17 protein-coding genes are annotated in these 19,109 nt (G+C 69.8%); 10 read left to right on the forward strand and 7 right to left on the reverse strand.

Annotated features, from left to right (window positions below; genetic code table 11):
- The first annotated feature begins 80 nt into the window (after positions 1 to 80).
- Together map and radC are read left to right on the forward strand one after the other, a co-directional pair.
- On the forward strand, positions 81 to 890 hold the full coding sequence (gene map / locus QNJ67_13290; GenBank protein MDJ0609944.1) for a type I methionyl aminopeptidase: 810 nt from the start codon (positions 81 to 83) through the stop codon (positions 888 to 890).
- A 16-nt stretch (positions 891 to 906) separates the two neighbouring features.
- Entirely contained in the window at positions 907 to 1,584 is a 678-nt protein-coding gene (gene radC, locus QNJ67_13295) for a DNA repair protein RadC (protein MDJ0609945.1), read from the forward strand.
- Between the two features lie 36 nt (positions 1,585 to 1,620).
- On the opposite strand, the gene QNJ67_13300 is transcribed toward radC, so the two are convergent.
- The 3 genes from QNJ67_13300 to QNJ67_13310 are packed head-to-tail and all read right to left on the reverse strand — an operon-like array spanning position 1,621 to position 4,997.
- The gene (locus tag QNJ67_13300) at positions 1,621 to 2,613 is read right to left on the reverse strand and encodes an ABC transporter substrate-binding protein (GenBank protein ID MDJ0609946.1); all 993 of its coding nucleotides are present in this window, start codon (positions 2,611 to 2,613) and stop codon (positions 1,621 to 1,623) included.
- A 3-nt stretch (positions 2,614 to 2,616) separates the two neighbouring features.
- Complete coding sequence (locus QNJ67_13305) at positions 2,617 to 3,366, reverse strand: response regulator transcription factor (GenBank protein ID MDJ0609947.1); 750 nt, start codon at positions 3,364 to 3,366, stop codon at positions 2,617 to 2,619.
- Positions 3,363 to 4,997 (reverse strand): HAMP domain-containing sensor histidine kinase, encoded by a 1,635-nt coding sequence (locus QNJ67_13310; protein ID MDJ0609948.1) that lies wholly within the window; start codon positions 4,995 to 4,997, stop codon positions 3,363 to 3,365. The genes QNJ67_13305 and QNJ67_13310 overlap by 4 nt, the downstream gene beginning before the upstream one ends.
- Before the next feature lie 400 nt (positions 4,998 to 5,397).
- Between QNJ67_13310 and purB the strand changes: the two genes are divergently transcribed.
- Complete coding sequence (purB, locus tag QNJ67_13315; GenBank protein ID MDJ0609949.1) at positions 5,398 to 6,741, forward strand: adenylosuccinate lyase; 1,344 nt, start codon at positions 5,398 to 5,400, stop codon at positions 6,739 to 6,741.
- Here the strand turns inward: purB and QNJ67_13320 are convergent.
- Positions 6,728 to 7,048: a DUF1476 domain-containing protein gene (locus QNJ67_13320; protein ID MDJ0609950.1), complete on the reverse strand. Its 321-nt coding sequence runs from the start codon at positions 7,046 to 7,048 to the stop codon at positions 6,728 to 6,730. The genes purB and QNJ67_13320 overlap by 14 nt on opposite strands.
- A 138-nt stretch (positions 7,049 to 7,186) precedes the next feature.
- On the opposite strand from QNJ67_13320, the gene QNJ67_13325 reads away from it, so the two are divergent.
- The 7 genes from QNJ67_13325 (at position 7,187) to grxD (ending at position 12,816) form a co-directional block, all read left to right on the forward strand.
- Positions 7,187 to 7,960, forward strand: coding sequence for an NRDE family protein (locus tag QNJ67_13325; GenBank protein ID MDJ0609951.1), 774 nt, complete (start codon positions 7,187 to 7,189; stop codon positions 7,958 to 7,960).
- 117 nt (positions 7,961 to 8,077) lie between these two features.
- Positions 8,078 to 8,842, forward strand: coding sequence for a phosphoribosylaminoimidazolesuccinocarboxamide synthase (locus QNJ67_13330; protein MDJ0609952.1), 765 nt, complete (start codon positions 8,078 to 8,080; stop codon positions 8,840 to 8,842).
- Positions 8,843 to 8,950: 108 nt separating this feature from the next.
- Positions 8,951 to 9,196, forward strand: a complete 246-nt coding sequence (purS, locus tag QNJ67_13335) for a phosphoribosylformylglycinamidine synthase subunit PurS (protein ID MDJ0609953.1) — start codon at positions 8,951 to 8,953, stop codon at positions 9,194 to 9,196.
- 34 nt (positions 9,197 to 9,230) lie between these two features.
- Positions 9,231 to 9,920: a phosphoribosylformylglycinamidine synthase subunit PurQ gene (gene purQ, locus QNJ67_13340; GenBank protein MDJ0609954.1), complete on the forward strand. Its 690-nt coding sequence runs from the start codon at positions 9,231 to 9,233 to the stop codon at positions 9,918 to 9,920.
- A complete protein-coding gene (gene purL, locus QNJ67_13345) occupies positions 9,917 to 12,145 on the forward strand; it encodes a phosphoribosylformylglycinamidine synthase subunit PurL (protein ID MDJ0609955.1) in 2,229 nt (742 codons plus the stop codon). The genes purQ and purL overlap by 4 nt, the downstream gene beginning before the upstream one ends.
- A 44-nt stretch (positions 12,146 to 12,189) precedes the next feature.
- Positions 12,190 to 12,429 (forward strand): BolA family transcriptional regulator, encoded by a 240-nt coding sequence (locus tag QNJ67_13350; GenBank protein MDJ0609956.1) that lies wholly within the window; start codon positions 12,190 to 12,192, stop codon positions 12,427 to 12,429.
- A gap of 48 nt (positions 12,430 to 12,477) precedes the next feature.
- Positions 12,478 to 12,816, forward strand: a complete 339-nt coding sequence (gene grxD, locus QNJ67_13355) for a Grx4 family monothiol glutaredoxin (GenBank protein ID MDJ0609957.1) — start codon at positions 12,478 to 12,480, stop codon at positions 12,814 to 12,816.
- A 240-nt stretch (positions 12,817 to 13,056) separates the two neighbouring features.
- Here the strand turns inward: grxD and QNJ67_13360 are convergent, their stop codons facing one another.
- The 3 genes from QNJ67_13360 to QNJ67_13370 form a co-directional block, all read right to left on the reverse strand.
- Positions 13,057 to 16,305: an error-prone DNA polymerase gene (locus QNJ67_13360; GenBank protein ID MDJ0609958.1), complete on the reverse strand. Its 3,249-nt coding sequence runs from the start codon at positions 16,303 to 16,305 to the stop codon at positions 13,057 to 13,059.
- A gap of 432 nt (positions 16,306 to 16,737) precedes the next feature.
- Complete coding sequence (locus QNJ67_13365; protein ID MDJ0609959.1) at positions 16,738 to 18,366, reverse strand: DNA polymerase Y family protein; 1,629 nt, start codon at positions 18,364 to 18,366, stop codon at positions 16,738 to 16,740.
- Positions 18,251 to 19,108 carry a hypothetical protein gene (locus QNJ67_13370; protein ID MDJ0609960.1) on the reverse strand — a complete coding sequence of 286 codons (858 nt, stop codon included), beginning with the start codon at positions 19,106 to 19,108 and terminating at the stop codon, positions 18,251 to 18,253. The genes QNJ67_13365 and QNJ67_13370 overlap by 116 nt, the downstream gene beginning before the upstream one ends.
- Position 19,109: the final 1 nt, after the last annotated feature.

A 19,109-nucleotide genomic window follows, 5' to 3' on the forward strand; every position in this document is an offset into this window, starting at 1 on the left:
CTGAAGGGCCGCCGAGGCCCCCGACTGGCTGTTTGTTACTGGCTGTTTGTTAGATGACCTCGACGGAACAAGGACTTGCGATGGACGCCCAGAATGGTGACGAGCGCCGCATAACCATCCACGGGCCTGAGGAGTTCGACGGCATGCGCCGCGCCGGTGCGCTGGCGGCAACCACGCTCGATTTCATCACGCCCACCGTCGAGCCGGGCGTCACCACGGGCGAGCTCGACCGCCTCTGCCATGAATTCATACTCGACCACAAGGCGGTGCCCGCGCCGCTCAACTACCGGGGCTTCCCCAAGTCGATCTGCACCTCGGTCAACCACGTGGTCTGCCACGGCATCCCGAACGAGGACAAGCGGCTCGTCGACGGGGACATCGTCAACATCGACGTCACCGTGATTCTCGACGGCTGGCACGGCGACACCAGCCGCATGTTCTACGTCGGGTCGCCCAGCGTGAAGGCGCGCCGCCTCTGCGAGGTCACCTACGAGGCGATGATGCACGGCATCGGGGTCGTGCGGCCCGGCGCCACCCTCGGCGATATCGGCCACGCCATCCAGACCCATGCCGAGAAGAACCGCTTCTCCGTGGTCCGGGACTTCTGCGGCCACGGCCTCGGCCGGGTCTTCCATACCGCGCCGAGCGTCCTGCACTACGGCCGGCCGGGCCAGGGCACGGTCCTGCGCGAGGGCATGTTCTTCACCATCGAACCCATGATCAACGCAGGCAAGTTCCAGGTGAAGATCCTGCAGGACGGCTGGACAGCGGTGACCCGAGACCGCTCGCTCTCGGCGCAGTTCGAGCATTCGATCGGCGTGACCGCCGACGGCCACGAGATCTTCACCCTGTCGCCGAAGGAGTGGCACGCGCCGCCCTACGGTACCTGAGCCCGAGGCGCGGCCCGTGTCCGGCGACAAGCCGCACTACCACGGCCACCGCGAACGGCTGCGCAAGAAGCTGCTGGAGCAGCCCGACAGCCTCGCCGACTACGAGATCCTGGAGTACCTGCTTTTCGCCGGTCGCCCACGCGGTGACACCAAGCCGCTGGCCAAGTCGCTCATCGCCCGGTTCGGGAGCCTGGCCGCCGTCCTGACCGCCAATCCCGAAGCCCTGGAGGCCGCAGGCCTAAAGAGGCCGGCGATCGGAGCCCTCAAGGTCGTCCCCGAGGCGGCCAAGCGCCTGGCCCGGGAAGAGCTGTCCAAGGCCCCGGTCATCTCCTCCGCCACTCAGCTCATCGACTACTGCCGCACCGCCATCGGCCACGCCCCCTCCGAACGCTTCCACCTGCTCTACCTGGATCGCAAGAACCGGCTGATCGCCGACGAGACCCAGCAGACCGGCACGGTCGACCACGCCCCGGTCTATCCCCGCGAGGTGGTCAAGCGGGCCCTGGAGCTGGGCGCCACGGCGCTGATCCTGGTGCACAACCATCCGTCAGGCGACCCGACGCCGTCGCAGGCGGACATCGCCATGACCCGCGAGATCAAGGAGGCGGCCGAGAAGCTGGGGATCGCGGTGCACGACCACCTAGTGATCGCCGCCGGCGGCCACAGCAGCTTTCGCTCCTTGGGCCTGATCTGAGCCGCCCTGCGGGGTGCCCTAGAGCAGCCGCACCGGCTATTGGATGATCCGGTGGCTGATCAGATCGCTGGGCGCGGCCGCCACGCGGCCGCCGGCTTCGCGCGACCAGATCTCCAGGGCCTGGCTCAGGTTCGTCGCGATCGCGCCCGGCCGGTCGGCTGAGCCGAAATAGTCGGCGTTCATGGCGGCGTCATAGAACACCAGGCCGTCGAGCACCTCGGCCATGACCCGCTGGTTGGCCATCCAGCCGCCCAGCCCCTTGGCCATGATCTGGCGCGCCGCCTTCGGGTTCTCCTTGACGTAGTCGACGGCCCGGCTCCAGCCGCGGTAGAGCGCCTTCAGCGCCTTTTCCCGCCGGGTCAGCACGCTTGACCGGGTCAGCACGACGTTGGTGATCAGACCGGGATTCTGCGAGCTGTCGCGCAGCACGTGGCCGATCTCGCTGCTGCTCCCCTTGGAGAGCCAGGGCTCCCAGGTCACGGCGGCGTCGACCTCGCCGGCGATGAAAGCGCGGCCGGCCGCCGCCGGGTCGAGGTCGACCACCGAGAGGCTGCTCTCCGACAGACCGGCCTCGCCGAGCAGGACGTTGAGGTAGAACTGGGAGACCGAGCCTCGGTCGAAGGCCACGCGGCGGCCCTCGAGCTGCGCCAGGCTCTTGATATCGCGGTGGGCCAGCAGGCCGTCGCCGCCGCGGGAATCATCCAGGGCGAAGATGCAGCGGAATCCCTGGCCGCCCCTGCTCAGGTGGCGCGCCAGGCTGTCGACCGACGCGACCACGACATCGACCTGCCCGGTCGCCAGAGCGGCCATTCGGAGGTCGATGTCCTCGACTTTGAGCAGCTCGACCTTCAGGCCCTCTTCGCGGAAAAAGCGCCGCTTCTTGGCGACATAGAGCGGCCCGGCACCGGCCCAGGTCGCGAAACCAACGCGGATCGTCTCGGTCTTGGCAGAGCCGTCGCCCGGCGCCAGCAAGAGCGCGAACAGCGCCGCCGCGATCAGAGTGAAGCGTGAAATCGTCGGGCCTCCCACGGTCTAGGCCTGGCCGTTGGCTTCGCTGTCCGACGTCACGTCGGCGTCGAGCGTGTAGCCCACGTTCCGGATGGTCACCAGGATCTCGGGCGCTCGCGAGTTGTCCTCGATCTTCCGCCTGAGGCGGCTCACCAGGACATCGATCGTGCGGTCGAACGGCGAGGACGCGGTCCTGTGCAGGGCCTCGAACAGCATGTCCCGGCTGATCACCGACTTGGCGTTGGTCAGCAGGGTCACTAGGAGCTGCGCTTCGGAGCCGGTCAGGAAGGACTCCTTGCCGCTGGGCGCGACCACCCGCCGGCGGTCGGTCTCGTAACTCCGATTCGCGAAGCGGTAGACGGTGCCGCTCTCGACCTGGATGCCTCGGTTGTCGTGCTCCCGCCAGTCCTGCTTGCGCAGCTGGGTCCGCACCGCCCCGAGCAGCTCGGTCAGGTCGAAGGGTTTGGTGATGTAGTCGTCGACGCCCATCTCCATGAAGCGGCGCTGCTGTTCGCGCTGGTCCAGGGCGGTGACCATGATAATCGGCGTCAGGCGGGTCTGCGGATCGTCGCGCAGAAGCGAGACCAGGGCCTGGCCGCCCAGCTCCGGCATCATGATGTCGGCGATGATCAGGTCGGGATGGTGTTGCCGCGCCAGTTCCAAGCCCTCACGGCCGTCGGCCCCGCCGAGCGCTTCGTAGCCTTCGAAGCTCAAGGCCTTGACCATGCGTTCGCGGATCGGGTTTTCGTCTTCGATGACAAGGATCTTGGTCATGTCTCATCCTTCCGCCGTGTGCGTATGCGGTTTTTCATCAGGCCCGGCAGCTCCACATGGAAGCGGGTCCCCTTCCCCAGCTCGCTCTCCATGGTCAAGCTGCCGCCCAGGCGCTCGACCGCGGCCTTGGCCACCGAGAGCCCGAGGCCGGTGCCGCTGCTGGCCTTGGAAGTGCTGCCCCGGTAAAAGGCATCGAAGATCTTCTCCTGATCCTCGGCGCTGATACCCGGTCCGAAGTCGGTCACGTCGATGAGGCAGTCCTGGTCCTGGGCGTTGATGTCGAGGATCACCGTGTCGCGGCCGGGCGAATACTTGATCGCGTTCTGCAAGAGGTTCGACAGCACGGAACCGAGCAGCGTGTCGTCGGTCGAGACCGTCCGACCGACCGCCGAGCCGCTCAAGACGAGGCGGTGCGTGTCCCCGAGGGGCTCCGAGACCTCTCTCCAGATCTCTTCGCAGAAAGTGCCCAGTTCGAGACGCACGTCGCGTGCCCTGGCCGCCTTGGTGTCCGAGCGCCCCATGACCAGGACGTTCTCGATGATGCCGGCGAGGCGGTCGACCGATTCGCGGATGACCTCGGTCTCGCGCCGCTTGTCTTCGGGGGACATCTTCGCTTCGTAGCGTTCCAGCAGGTCGGCGGCGGAGCGGATGGTGGCGAGCGGAGTTCTGAGCTCGTGGGACATCATCGAGACGAAGCGGGTCTTGAGGGTCCGCAGCTCGCGTTCCCGGCGAAGGGAGGACAGTAGGTAGGACTGGCGCTCGAGCACCAGGTCGGTGCTGCGGAAGAACTGATAGAGCAGGAAGGCGACCGCGATGAGCGCGCAGGACAGCGAAGGCATGAGATACCACAACACGACGTCGCCGGGTCTCGGGCTGCTCCAGGCGAGGTAGCCCAGCCTGCTGCCGTCGATCCCGGTGAGTGGCAGGCGGGAGACGGGCTCTGGCGGCGTCCTGAAGGTGTGCCGCAGTCCGGCCAGGGAGAACTCGGCCGCGTAGCGCTCGAGAAAGCCCTTGGCGAAAGGCTGGAAGAGCATAAGGACGGCGTCGCCGCCCCCGGTTGCCGCCACGTCGGCAATTCGGTCGGCAGCGACGAGGCCGACCTGCTCGCCGAGCTTCATGAAACCCCAGGCCGATGCGTCCTCGCCCGGCCCGGCGCGGCGCACCCGGGAGAGCAAGCTGCGCAGGCCAGGCGGGATCTGTTGGCCGACGCCCGTGGGCGCGCGCTGGTCATATCGGCTGATCCGGACGACCCCGTCGGCGGCGTCGAAGACCATGGTGACCGCGATGCCGTGCCGCTTCGCGAAACCCTCGCCCAGCCCGACCTCCGCCGCTTGTCCGGCGGGGTCGGCAGGCGCGCCGGGGCTCTCGACGTTGAGCGCGGCATCGCTCGTGATGTCCTTCAGGGACTCGCCGCGAAACTCGAACATGGAGCGGGCCAGATTGATCGAGACCGTTTCGGCATTGCGGTTGAGCACGCGGCCGCTGACCCAGACCAGCACGCAGGTGGTCAGAAGGCTGATGAAAATGATGACGACGATCGGCGCCACCAGCGCGCCGCGCGAGGAGTCGTTCATCGCTTCAGGGGCGGCCGGCAGGTTCGCTTCCGCAGCAGTGCCCAGAGACGCGTTCATTCGACCAGCCGAGAGCCTCGCATCGGCCGCCCGTGGAAAGCCTCGGGTCGGGGACGAGATCGGGCGGCCATTCGGGCTCTCTTCCCCTTTTCAAACCGGCCGTTAAGCCTGTTCGGCAAGTCGCTAAGATCGCTGAAAAAGTTGAAGAGAATGCAAACAGCTGGGCGGTTGAGCGACCCTCCCGCAATGACAGGGTGCCAAGTATAAACACATGAAATAATTGATAATTTTCAACCAGTTCAGCACCAGGCCCGGACCGGTCCGGCGCCCGGCCGCTGGAGCATTATTGTGGTCCCGCCAGGAGGGCGCGGTCATTGACAAGAGACCGCCGCTCCGATTGGCTGGCCTCCTTTGGGGCCGGCCCTCTCTGCCGGCTCGAGGCCCGACGAGGTATTGTCCGATGATCCCGCGCTACAGCCGCCCGGAGATGGCCCGCATCTGGGCGACCGAGAACCGCTACCGCATATGGTTCGAGATCGAGGCCCACGCCTGCGATGCCATGGCGGCCCTCGGCGTGATCCCCAAGGAGGCGGCCGAGGCGGTCTGGCGCAAGGGGGCGTTCGAGGTCGAGCGGATCGAGGAGATCGAACGGGAAACGCGCCACGACGTCATCGCCTTTCTGACCAACGTCAGCGAGCATGTCGGTCCCGAGGCCCGCTTCCTGCACCAGGGCATGACCTCGTCGGACGTACTGGATACCTGCCTGGCGGTGCAGCTGACCCAGGCGGCCGACCTACTGCTGGCCGACCTCGACCGGCTCCTGGCGGCTCTGCGGCAACGCGCCGAGGAGCACCGCCACACCCTCTGCGTCGGCCGCAGCCACGGCATCCACGCCGAGCCCACGACCTTCGGCTTGAAGCTCCTGGGCCATTTCGCCGCCTTCACGCGCAACCGGGCGCGCCTGGCGGCGGCGCGCGACGAGGTCGCGACCTGCGCCATCTCCGGCGCCGTCGGCACCTTCGCCAACGTCGACCCGCGGGTCGAGGCCTATGTGGCGGAGAAGCTGGGTCTGGCCGCGGAACCGGTATCGACCCAGATCATCCCGCGCGACCGGCACGCCGCCTTCTTCGTGGCCCTCGGCGTGACCGCCGCCTCGGTCGAGAATCTCGCGACGGAGATCCGGCACCTGCAGCGCAGCGAGCTGCGCGAGGCGGAGGAGTATTTCGCGCCCGGTCAGAAGGGCTCGTCGGCCATGCCGCACAAGCGAAACCCGGTGCTGACCGAGAACCTCACCGGTCTGGCCCGGCTGGTTCGCGCCGCGGTCACCCCGGCCCTCGAGAACGTCACCCTCTGGCACGAGCGGGACATCTCGCACTCGTCCGTCGAGCGGGTGCTCGCCCCGGATGCCACGATCGCGCTCGACTTCGCGCTCGCCCGGCTCGCCGGGGTGGTCGAGAAGCTCCTGGTCTATCCCGAAGCGATGGCGCGCAATTTAGGGTTGTTGGGTGGGCTTGTACACTCGCAAAGGGTGCTGCTGGCCCTGACGCAGGCGGGCCTCAGCCGCGAACAGGCCTATGTGGTGGTCCAACGCAATGCCATGAAAGTCTGGGCCGGCGAAGGGGATTTCCTCGACCTTCTGCGGCGCGACGACGAGGTCACCCTCCAGGACGGCGCGCTGGAAGCCTGCTTCGATCCCGAGTATCACACCAAGCACGTGGATAGGATCTTCAACCGGGTGCTCAACGGCGGCCGGGAGGAGAAGTCGGCGGCGTCCGCGATCGCGGCCGGCGCTACTCGTTCATGATCTGCTCTTTGGCCTCGACCAGGAGCTCTTCCATCTTCTTGCGCAGCCTGTGCTCGGACAGGTCGGCCCCCGCCGCCTCCAGGTCCGCCATCACCTTGCGCACCAGGTCGGCGTCTCCAGGCTCCTCGAAATCCGACGCAACCACCTCCTTGGCATAGGCATCGGCCTCGGCGTCAGACTTGCCCAGCAATTCCCCGAGCCAGAGCCCGAGCAGCTTGTTGCGCCGCACCTCGACCTTGAACTGCAGTTCCTGGTCGTGCTTGTACTTGTCCTCGAAGGCCTTTTCCCGGTCGTTGAATGTCGTCATCTCGCGCGAGTCCCCTCAGTTGGAGCCCTTCTTATATGGCAAGGCTGACCGCGCGGGTCTAGACCGCAATTCCAAGGGCGCACCGCCCGGCCGGGGAACGGTCCGTGGCGGTTAAGATTAAGGACGCGAGGTCATATCGTGTGCACGACGGTCATCCTGCGCCGGCCGGACCATGACTGGCCTATCATCCTAGCGGCCAACCGGGACGAGATGATGGACCGCCCCTGGCGGGGGCCGGATCGCCATTGGGAGGACCGGCCCGAAGTGCGCGCCGGGCTCGACCTTACCGGTGGCGGCAGCTGGCTCGGCGTGAACGATCACGGCGTGGTGGCGGCGATTCTCAACAGGGTCGGTTCGCTCGGCCCCATGGCGGGCAAGCGCAGCCGGGGCGAGCTGGTGCTCGAAGCGCTCGACCATGCCGACGCCGCGGCGGCGGCCACCGCCCTGAGCCACCTGGACCCCGCCGCCTACCGCAGCTTCAACCTGCTGATCGCGGATTGCCGCGACGCTTTCTGGCTGCGCAACCAGGGTGGCCGGGCCGACCGGATCGAGCCCTTCGAGGTGCCCGAAGGCCTCTCCATGCTGACGGCGCGAAACCTCAACGACCAGAGCAGCCCGCGCATACGCCGCCACCTGCCCCGATTCAGGGCCGCGCCGGAACCGGAGCCGGAAACGGACGACTGGCAGGCCTGGCAGGAGATCATGGCCACGGGCCCCGAGCCCGGGGGCGACGACCCCTTCGCCGCCATGACGATCGCCACCGCCGAGGGCTTCGGCACGGTTTCGGCCTCGCTGATCGCCCTGCCAGCCCCGGCCCTGGGCGAGGCCCGCGAGCCGATCTGGCTGTTCGCCCCCGGGCCGCCGGACCGCACCGCCTTCGAGCCCCTGGACGGCGAGGAGGGCCTGGCCTAGGCCGGCCGACGGGGCCTGCAGGTTCATTGTTTTGCCCTGTGGGGGTTGTTATATCAGGGGTCTTTCGGGCACCGCTGAGTGGTCATGCGGCTCGCCGGTCCCCAACGACGAGGTGTCATGATGCGGCGGACGCGCATTTACGAAGGCAAGGCCAAGGTGCTGTTCGAGGGGCCCGAGCCGGGGACGCTGGTCCAGTACTTCAAGGACGACGCGACGGCGTTCAACAATCAGAAGAAGGGCATCATCACCGGCAAGGGGGTGCTGAACAACCGCATCTCCGAGTTTCTGATGCTCAGGCTCGCGGAAATCGGCGTCCAGACCCATTTCGTGCGGCGCCTCAACATGCGCGAGCAGCTGGTGCGCGCGGTCGAGATCATTCCGGTCGAGGTCGTGGTCCGCAACGTCGCCGCCGGCAGCATCTCCAAGCGGCTCGGGATCGAGGAGGGCACCGCTCTGCCGCGCTCGATCGTCGAGTACTACTTCAAGAACGACGAGCTGGGCGATCCCCTGGTCAGCGAGGAGCACATCACGGCCTTCGGCTGGGCCAGCACCCAGGACCTCGACGATATGCTGCAGATGGCCCTCAGGATCAACGACTTCCTCTCCGGGCTGTTTCTCGGCGTCGGGCTCAAGCTGGTCGACTTCAAGCTGGAGTTCGGCCGCCTCTGGGAGGACGAGGAGGTGCAGGTCGTCCTGGCCGACGAGATCAGCCCCGACTCCTGCCGGCTGTGGGACGTCGAGACCAAGGAAAAGCTCGACAAGGACCGCTTCCGCCGGGATCTGGGCGGCGTCGAGGAGGCCTATCAGGAGGTCGCCCGGCGGCTGGGCGTGCTGCCCGAGGCCGCGCGGGTCGACCTGCAGGGCCCCAAGGTCGTGCAATAGGGCCGCTCGGCCGGCTTGCCACCCTCTCGCCGGTGCTTGTCATCACCCCGTGGCGTGGCTAGTCTCGCGCCGCGCCGCGCGGCGGCGGGCGGAGTCGGAAGGCTGGGCGTGCAGGCCAAGATCAACGTCGTTCTGAAAGCGGGCGTGCTCGATCCCCAGGGCAAGGCGATCGAACACGCCTTGCACGGCCTCGGCTTCGGCGGAGTCCACGACGTGCGCCAGGGCAAGGTCATCGAGCTCTCCCTGGACGAGCAGGACCCTGAGCGGGCGAAAGCCGCGGTCGAGGCCATGTGCGACAAGCTGCTGGCCAATCCCGTGATCGAGACCTACACGATCGAGCTCTCGCCCGAGTAGGCGGACGAGGACAGGCCGGGAGGCATCCCTTTCCATGAAAGCTGCGGTCGTCGTCTTCCCCGGCTCCAACTGCGACCGCGACGCCAAGGTCGCCCTGCACCGGGCCACGGGGCGGGAGCCGCTCATGGTCTGGCACAAGGACAGCGACTTCGACCGGGTCGACCTGATCGTGCTGCCGGGCGGCTTCTCCTACGGCGACTACCTGCGCTGCGGCGCCATGGCGGCCCATTCTCCGGTCATGAAGGAGGTGGTCGCCCGGGCGGTGAAGGGTGTCCCGGTCCTTGGCATCTGCAACGGCTTCCAGATGCTGGCCGAGACCCAGCTGGTACCTGGCGCCCTGCTGCGCAACGCCCACCTGAAGTTCGTCTGCAGGGAGGTCCACATCCGGGTCGAGACCGGCCAGAGCCTCTTCACCTCCCGCTACGAGACCGGTCAGGCCTTGCGCTTTCCCGTGGCGCATCACGACGGCAACTACTTCGCCGACGCCGACACCTTGGCCCGTATGGAAGACCGGAATCAGATCGCCTTCCGCTACTGCGACGCCGAGGGCAACCCGACCACGGCGGCCAATCCCAACGGCTCGCTCGGCAACATCGCGGGCGTGACCAACGAAGCCAAGACGGTGCTGGGTCTCATGCCCCACCCCGAGCGCCTCGCGGACCCCGATCTGGGCGGCACCGACGGCGCGCCTTTCTTCGCCGGTCTGGCGGAGGCGCTCTCGTGACCACGGCCGCCGCCGGAACGGCGATCACCCCCGACGTGGTCACCGCCCACGGCATCGACGACAAGGAGTACCAGCGGATCCTGGAGATCATGGGGCGGGCGCCCAACCTGCTCGAACTGGGCATCTTCTCCGTCATGTGGTCCGAGCACTGCTCCTACAAGTCTTCCAAGCGCTGGCTGAAGACCCTGCCGACCGAAGGACCGCAGGTGATCGAGGGGCCGGGCGAGAACGCCGGCGTGATCGACATCGGCGAGGGCCTTGCGGCCGTCTTCAAGATGGAGAGCCACAACCACCCCTCCTTCATCGAGCCCTACCAGGGCGCGGCGACCGGCGTCGGCGGTATCCTGCGCGACGTCTTCACCATGGGCGCCCGCCCGGTCGCCAACCTCAACGCGCTGCGCTTCGGCGACCCGGAGCACCCCAAGACCCGGCACCTGCTGGCCGGCGTCGTCGCGGGCATCGGCGGCTACGGCAACTGTGTCGGCATCCCGACCGTGGGCGGCGAGGTCAACTTCCACGCGGCCTACAACGGAAACATCCTGGTCAACGCCATGACGGTCGGCCTGGCCAGGGCCGACCGGATCTTCCGTTCGGCGGCCGCCGGCCCCGGCAATCCCGTGGTCTACGTCGGCTCGAAGACCGGCCGCGACGGGATCCACGGGGCGACCATGGCTTCGGCCGAGTTCGACGAGGCCTCGGAGGAGAAGCGCCCGACCGTCCAGGTCGGCGACCCCTTCACCGAGAAGCTGCTGATCGAGGCCTGCCTGGAGCTGATGGCGACGGACGCCATCGTCGCGATCCAGGACATGGGCGCCGCCGGCCTGACCTCCTCCTCCTTCGAGATGGCCTCCAAGGGGGGCGTCGGGGTCGAGCTCGACCTAGACCGGGTGCCCTGCCGGGAGGAGGCCATGACGCCCTACGAGATGATGCTCTCGGAGAGCCAGGAACGCATGCTGATGGTCCTGAAGCCGGGTCGCGAGGGACTGGCGCGGGACATCTTCGCCAAGTGGGACCTGGACTTCGCCGTGATCGGACGGCTGACCGACACGGGGCGCATGGTGCTCCGGATGCACGGCGAGACCGTCGGCGACCTGCCGATCGATCCCCTCGCCCAGGCCTCGCCCGAGTACGACCGGCCATGGACGCCCACACCCGAACGCGCGCCGCTCGAGCCGGCCAGCCTGGCCGCCCCCGCCGACACCGGGGCGATTCTGAAGCGGCTGATGGCGTCGCCCGATCTCTGCAGCCGCCGCTGGGTCTGGGAACAGTACGACCACAGCGTCATGGCCGACACCGTCGCCGGGCCCGGCGGCGACGCGGCGGTGGTGCGGATCCACGGCACCCGGCGGGGGCTCGCCATGACCGTCGACTGCACGCCGCGCTACTGCCGGGCAGACCCGCGCCGCGGCGGCGCCCAGGCCGTCGCAGAAGCCTGGCGCAACTTGACCGCGGTCGGCGCGCAGCCCCTGGCCGTGACCGACAACATGAACTTCGGCAACCCGGAGCGGCCGGAGATCATGGGGCAGTTCGTCGGCTGCATCGAGGGCATGGGCGAGGCCTGCCGGGCGCTCGGCTTTCCCGTCGTCTCGGGCAACGTCTCGCTCTACAACGAGACCAACGGCGAGGCGATCCTGCCGACACCCGCGATCGGCGGCGTCGGCCTCATCGAGGACCTCGACCGCCGGGCCGGCCTGGCCTTCAGCGAGGCCGGACAGACCCTGATCCTGATCGGCGAGACCGCCGGCCACCTGGGCGCTTCGGCCTATCTCGCCGCCATCGAGGGGCGCGAGGACGGCCCGCCGCCGGCCGTGGACCTGGCGGCCGAGCGGCGCAACGGAGATTTCGTGCGCGGCCTGATCGCCGAGGGCGGCGTGAGCGCCTGCCACGACCTCTCCGACGGCGGACTGGCGGTGGCCCTGGCCGAGATGGCCCTCGCGGGCGGCCTGGGCGCCCGGGTCGACCCCCCGGCCGGGCCGGGCAATCCCTCAATTCTTGCGTGGTTGTTCGGCGAGGACCAGGCGCGCTACATTATCGCCGTCTCCGACGCGGGCGGGGTCTTGGCGCGAGCCGAGGCGGCCGGTGTGCCGGTCGGCGTGATCGGTGTGACGGGCGGCGAAAGCTTGATACTGCCGGGCGGCGCGCCCATATCGCTGGCCGACCTGGCGCGGGTCCACGAAGACTGGCTCCCGGGCTACATGGGAGACCTCGACCCTTCGCGGTCGTGACGCCCATCGTATTGGGAAGGTGAGAGAGGCCGAGGTCTAATGTCATGCCGATGAACCCGGGAGATATCGAGCAGCTGATCAAGCAGGCGATCCCCGACGCCCAGGTGACTATCGAGGACCTGCGCGGAGACGGCGACCACTATGCCGCCTACGTCATCTCGGAATCGTTCAGAGGCAAGTCCCGGGTCCAGCAGCACCAGATGGTCTACCAGGCCCTGCAGGGGCGCATGGGCGACGAGCTCCACGCCCTGGCGCTGCAGACTTCCCTTCCGACCGGAACCTGAGACTTCCGCCACCTAGCAGCACATGAGGAAAAGCCGCCAATGAGCACCATGGACAACCCTGTCTTCGAACGTATCAAGCAGGAGATCACGGACAACGACGTGGTGGTCTTCATGAAGGGGACGCCGGTCTTTCCCCAGTGCGGCTTCTCGGCCACCGTGGTGCAGGTGCTGACCCACCTGGGCGTCCGCTTCAAGGGCATCGACGTGCTGCAGGACCCCGGCCTGCGCCAGGGCGTCAAGGACTTCACCTCCTGGCCGACCATCCCCCAGCTCTACGTCAAGGGCGAGTTCGTGGGCGGCTGCGACATCATCCGCGAGATGTTCCAGTCGGGCGAGCTGCAGCAGATGCTCGACGACAAGGGCATCGAGGCCAACACCAACGCCTGAGCCGGGCTAAGGCTTGGCTCTGTCCCGCGCTAACGGGGCAGACGCTCAAGGTGGCCCGTTTCCCTCCGCCCGGGCGCGCCCTGCGGCGAGTCGATGGTCGTGCGCCATGGGGAGGCGAAAGCACGTGATATGCCGGCTGCTTGGCCGATCGGCACGCCGTAGGCCCTTCTCGCGAAGCATTGGAACAAGCAGACGTATCCCCCTGTCGCCGCTCAATTTCCTTCGAGCCCCGCCCGCCGGTCAGTGAAAGTCGCGCGACTTCGGCATGGGATTGACGTCGCGCGGGTGCCGGGCGATGGGGCCGCTCGCCGGCATCGGGTGCTGGGGACGGCGCACCTCGTCGGCCCTGGCCTGGGCCGCCTCGAAGGCGGCGCCGGCTGACCTCTGCGCGCCCTCCCGGTCGGCCTCGGCCAGGTCGATCAGGCGCTCGGTCGCGTCGGTCAGACGCTCGGCCACCAGATGGATCACCAGGCCTTCCTTCTGCACGCTTCCCTCGACGATCAGCAGGCTGGCCTTCATGACGGCCGCCCGGTAGCGCTCGAAGACGTGGCTCCAGATCACCGTGTTGGCCACGCCGGTCTCGTCCTCCAGGGTCGCGAAGATCACGCCCTTGGCCGTGCCGGGACGCTGGCGCACCAGGACCAGGCCGGCCACCGTGACCCGGCGGCCGTTGCGGCAGGCGGCCATCTGCTCGGCGGTTATGACGCCCCGGCGTTTCAGCGAGTCACGCAGGAAGGAAAGCGGGTGGGCCTTGAGCGAGAGGCGGAGCGCGCGGTAGTCCTCGACCACCGCCTCACCCGGCGCCATGGCGGGCAGGGAAACCTCGGGCTCCTCACCGCGCTCCTCCTCGCCGGCGGCGGCGAAGAGCGGCAGGGGATCCTCGGGCAGGCCCTTCACCGCCCAGAGCGCCTCGCGCCGGCCGAGCCCCATGGAGCCGTAGGCGTCGGCCCGCGCCAAGGCCTCCAGCGACCTGGTCTTGAGCCCGGCCCGGCGCCAGAGCGCGAGCGGATCGGGATAGCCATTGCCGCGCCGCGCCACCAGGCTCAGGGCATCGGCCTCGATCATGCCCTTGACCTGACGCAGGCCGAGGCGCAGGGCCCAGACCCCTTCCCCGGCGCCTGCCCCCGGCTCCAGGGTCGAGTCCCAGTCGCTGCAGTTGACGTCCGGCGGGCGCACCTCGACGCCGTGCTCGCGGGCGTCGCGCACGATCTGGGCCGGGGCGTAGAAGCCCATGGGCTGGCTGTTCAGCAGCGCGGCGGCGAAGACCGCCGGATAGTGGCACTTGACCCAGGAAGAGACGTAGACCAGCAGGGCGAAGCTGGCGGCGTGGCTCTCCGGGAAGCCGTAGTCGCCGAAACCCTCGATCTGTCGGAAGCAGCGCTGGGCGAAGTCGCGGTCGTAGCCGCGCGCGGCCATGCCCTCGACGAACTTGTCGTGGAAGTTCTGGATCGTGCCGAGCCGGCGGAAGGTCGCCATGGCCCGGCGCAGGCGGTCGGCCTCGGACGGCGTGAAGCCGGCCGCGACGATGGCGATCTTCATCGCCTGCTCCTGGAACAGGGGCACGCCCTTGGTCCGGCCGAGCACCGCCTTCAGTTCCTCCGAGGGGTAGGTTTCGGCCTCCAGGCCGTCGCGGCGGCGCAGATAGGGGTGCACCATGTCGCCCTGGATCGGCCCGGGGCGCACGATCGCGACCTCGATCACCAGGTCGTAGAAGGTGCGCGGCTTGAGGCGCGGCAGCATCGACATCTGGGCCCGGCTCTCGACCTGGAAAACCCCGATCGAGTCGGCCCGGCAGAGCATGTCGTAGACCGCCGGATCCTCCTGGGGCACACCGTGCAAGGTAAGGTCGCGGCCGTAGTGCGCCCTCAGGAAGGCGAAGGCCTTGCGCAGGCAGGTCAGCATGCCCAGCGCCAGGACGTCGACCTTGAGGATGCCGAGCGCGTCGAGGTCGTCCTTGTCCCACTCGACCACCGTGCGCTCCGCCATGGCGGCGTTCTCGATCGGCACCAGCTCGCAGAGCGGCCCCTCGGTCATGACGAAGCCGCCGACATGCTGGGAGAGGTGGCGCGGGAAGCCGATCAGCTCGCGAGTCAGGTCCAGGGCGCGCGCCAGCCGCCGGTCGCCGGGATCCAGGCCCAGCTCGCGCACCTGCTCTTCGCGCACGCCCTCGCGGCTCCAGCCCCAGATCGCGCCGGACAGCGCGGACACCGTGTCCTCGGAAAGCCCCATGGCCTTGCCGACCTCGCGCACCGCGCTGCGGCCGCGGTAGCAGATCACCGTGGCGGCCAGACCGGCCCGCTCGCGGCCGTACTTCTCGTAGACGTACTGGATCACCTCCTCGCGGCGCTCGTGCTCGAAGTCGACGTCGATGTCGGGCGGCTCCCGGCGCTCGGCGCTGACGAAGCGCTCGAACAGCAGGTCGAGGCGCGCGGGGTCGACCTCGGTGATGCCGAGGCAGAAGCAGACCGAGGAGTTGGCCGCCGAGCCCCGCCCCTGGCACAGGATGCCGCGCGACTTGGCGAAGCGCACCAGGTCGTGGACGGTCAGGAAATAGGGCGCGTAGTCGAGCCCGCCGATCAGCGCGAGCTCGTGGCGCAGGCTCTGCGCGACCGGCTCCGGCACGCCCTCGGGGTAGCGGGCCCGGGCGCCGGCCCAGGTCAGTCGCTCCAGCTCCGCCTGGGGGCTGCACTCTTCGCCGGTGATCTCCCTGGGGTACTCGTAGCGCAGCTGGTCCAGGTCGAAGCGGCAGGCTCCGGCGATCTCGAGGCTGCGGGCCACGGCCCCGGGATAGCGGGCGAAGAGACGCGCCATCTCGGCCGGGGGCTTGAGGTGGCGCTCGGCATTGGCCTCCAGGCGAAAGCCGGCCTCATCGATCGTGCAGTGCTCGCGGATGCAGGTGAGGACGTCGAGCAGGGGCTTGCGCCCCGGGTCGTGCATCAGGACGTCGTTGCCGGCCACCAGGGGCGCGCCGCAGGCCTCGGCCAGCCCGGCGAGCGCCGCCAGGCGCCGGGCGTCGTCGCCCCGGTAGAGGATTTGGCCGGCCAGGGAGGCCCCCGGCAGGGTCCGGGCGAGCGCCGCGAGCTGGGCGCGGAAGGCCTCGTCCAGCGCCTCCGGCGGCAGCACGATCAGGCTCTGGCCCTCGCCGTGGCCGATCACCTCCTCCAGGGTCAGGCGGCAGTCGCCCTTCTCGGCGCGGCGCTTGCCCAGGGTGAGGAGCCGGCAGAGCCGGCCGTAGGCGGCCCGGTCCCGGGGGTAGCAGAGGATCTCCGGGCCGTCCTCCGGGACCAGTCGGGCGCCGACCAGCAGCTTGATCCCGGCCTCCTTGGCCGCGACATGGGCGCGCACCACGCCGGCGAGCGTGTTGCGGTCGGCGATCCCGATGGCGGCGAGGCCCAGGGCCCTGGCGGTGAAGACCAGCTCGTCGGGATGGGACGCGCCGCGCAGGAAGCTGTAGTTGCTGGTGACCTGGAGCTCGGCATAGGCGGTCATGCATCTAGGCCCACGACATTTCTGTCATGCCCGGACTAGGGCCTGTTGACACTCACGGCGTGCTCCTGGCGGGAGCGAATTTGCGCCGGGGCCAGGAGCGGGAGGCGCCGTGGGGTTGGGCCCCACAAGGCCTTCCGCGACGCCGCCCCGGCGCAAATGCGCCCCGTCCCGAAGGGATCCGGTGAAATCGACCCGCTGCCGCGTTGCTCCCAGAGACTGAGACTGGGGGTCGAATATGCTCCGCATGTCCTTCCTCCTCGCGCCTAACAGCGGGTCGATTTCACTCGGACCAGGAGCCCGCCCTGAGTGCCAACAGGCCCTAGTCCGGGCACCCAGAGGCTACAGGGCAAATGTCGTGCCCACCGCTCCTGGATGCCCGTGTCGAGCACGGGCATGACAACGAGTTGCTGTCCTGCTTCCAGGCTGCGGCGATCACGCAAACAGCCCATGGAGGTACCAGCGGCCGTCGGCGCGGTAGAGCCAGTAGCGCCGGCCGGCCTCGTCCTCGACCCGGAAGTAGTCGCGTGCCGCCTCGGCCTCGTCGGCTTCGCCGCGCCACCACTCCGCGGCGACCCGCTCGGGGCCCTCGGCCCGCACCACCCGGTGCAGCAGGCGCCGCCAGCGGAAGCGGGCCGGGGCGTGATCGGGCAGGAGCGCCACGGCCTCGACCGCCTCGGGCCGGGAAAAGAGATAGACCGGGCGCGGCGAGGCCGGCCGTGCGGGACTTCCCGGCGGGACGCTCTTCGACCCTTCCGTCTTCGGTGCGGCCTCGAGCGCCGACCCGCTCCGCTCCGCGCGTTCCGGCAGATGGCTTTCGCACGGCAGGCGCCGCACCACCCGCGCGGGACCGAGGCGCGCGCCCAGGCGGTCGATCAACGCGGTGTATTCGCCGCCTTCTGCGCTCTCGGCGAAGCCCTTCGGGCCGCCATCCTCGCGGCCGAGCAGCAGCTGCAGGGCGGTCAGGCCCTCGGTCCGGGTCGCCGCCAGGGTCAGGACCTCGATGCCGAAGCCCGGGTCGATCTGCTCGATCTTACCGGCGAACAGCCGCGACAGGTGGGCCGGGTCCCGGCTCGCCCGGCTGAGGCCCAGGGAGAGCCGGCGCAGCCCGCCGTCGACCCGGTAGACCGTGGCCTCGAGCCGCCGCGCGCCGATCTGGACGTCCTCCAAGCGGCGGCAGAGCTCGACGGCGAGGGACTGCAGGCCACGGGCGATGTCCTCGGCCGTGGCGATCGGCTCGGCGAAGACCCGGCGCGCCAGCGCCTCGGGCACGGCCTGGAGGGGCGAGAGCGTCTCCGGCACCTCGCCCAGGGCCTGGCGCAGCCGCTCGGCGAGCTCCAGGCCGAAGCGCGGGCCGAGGGTGGCCGCCGGCAGGCCGTAGAGCGCGTCGATCCGGGTCAGCCCGAGCCGGTGCGACAGCTCGACGGCGGCTGGCGGCAGGCGGAGCGCGGCCGGCGGCAGGGGCGCCAGGGCGTCGCTGAGCCCGCCCGGCGGCACCCGCCGCCAGGGCCGCGCGGGGCCGGTCGCGAAGCGGGCCAGCGCCCAGGCGGCGCCGATGGTCTCGGCGAGCGCCGCCCGCGCGGTGAAGCCCTGGGCCTCGAGCCGCGCCACGAGATCGGCCAGGAGGGCCTCCTCGCCGCCGAAGAGGTGGGCGCAGCCGGTAACGTCGAGCAGGATGCCGCCGCCCCCGCCCGGCGCCTCACCGGCGCCGTCGACGGCGGTCCAGGGGGTATAGCGGCCGCACCAGGCAGCCAGCGCTGCGAGCGCCCGGGCATCTTCGCCGGGCACCCAGGTTCGGGTCGCCAGATCGGGGCGGATGGCCCGGGCGTCGGCCAGCGGCAGGCCCGGAGCGAGCCCGGCGTCGGCCGCCGCCTGGTCGACCGCGGCCAGGTCGAGGCGTCCGCCCTCGCCGCGCACCAGGGCGAGCGGTTCGGCGGGAGCCGGGGGCTCAGCCGGCGCGCCTGAGCTCGGCTTCCGGGTATCCGGCCCGGCGGCGCCTCGGGAGGCCAGCTCCCGCCGCCTGATCCGGTCCGTCGCAAAGCGCGGCAGCCATAGCGAAATCACCCGACGCATCGTCCCACTCCACGATAAAGTTGCCCGGCGCCGCGCCGCGGCAGCGCTTCAGTTCGACCTGCCAGCGCGGCCGGCCGGGAAGTTCCGGCAAGGGCGCCGACGCCGAGGGCGCCGCGGCCACGCACCAGCGGCTATGCGCCGTGCTCGGCGGCTCGGCGCGGCGCGGCGGCCCGAAGCGGCGGCGCAGCAGGAAGGCGGTGACGCCCCCAGCCCCCGCCTCTCCACCCCTGGCCTCGGCGGCGAGCTGCAGGCGCCGCCCGGCGGCGGGCTCCAACTCGGCCGCCTCGCCCACCACGGCGGCGAGCGAGCGGCACTTGAGCACCTCCTCCATGGCCCAGAGCACCTCCCGGTCGTCATCGGCCCGGACGATCAGGAAGCGCGCCGGGTCGAGTCCCAGGGCCGCGATCCCGCGTCCGGAGAGGTCGTCGCGCCGGGTCACCCAGACCGCCGGGCCCGCCCGGCTCGCCAGGATCGGCGCGATCAGCGCCAGGCAGAAGCCGGCGGCCGGGGCGTCGTCCCACTCGTCACGCCGCCCCTCGATTTGGTGCAGGACACCGAGCGCCAGCCCGCCGCCCGGCAGGCGGCGGTCGAGCGCCGGCACGCCCAGGGGCTGGACCGCCGGGCGCGCACCGCCCGATTCCAGCGCCTGGACCCGCTCGCGCAGAACCGCGAGGTCGACCGCCGAGCCGGCAGCCTCTGCCGGCGGTTTTTCCGGAGCCATGACCAGGGACATG

The organism is Kiloniellales bacterium (genome assembly GCA_030064845.1).
Classification (GTDB): Bacteria; Pseudomonadota; Alphaproteobacteria; order Kiloniellales; family JAKSDN01; genus JASJEC01.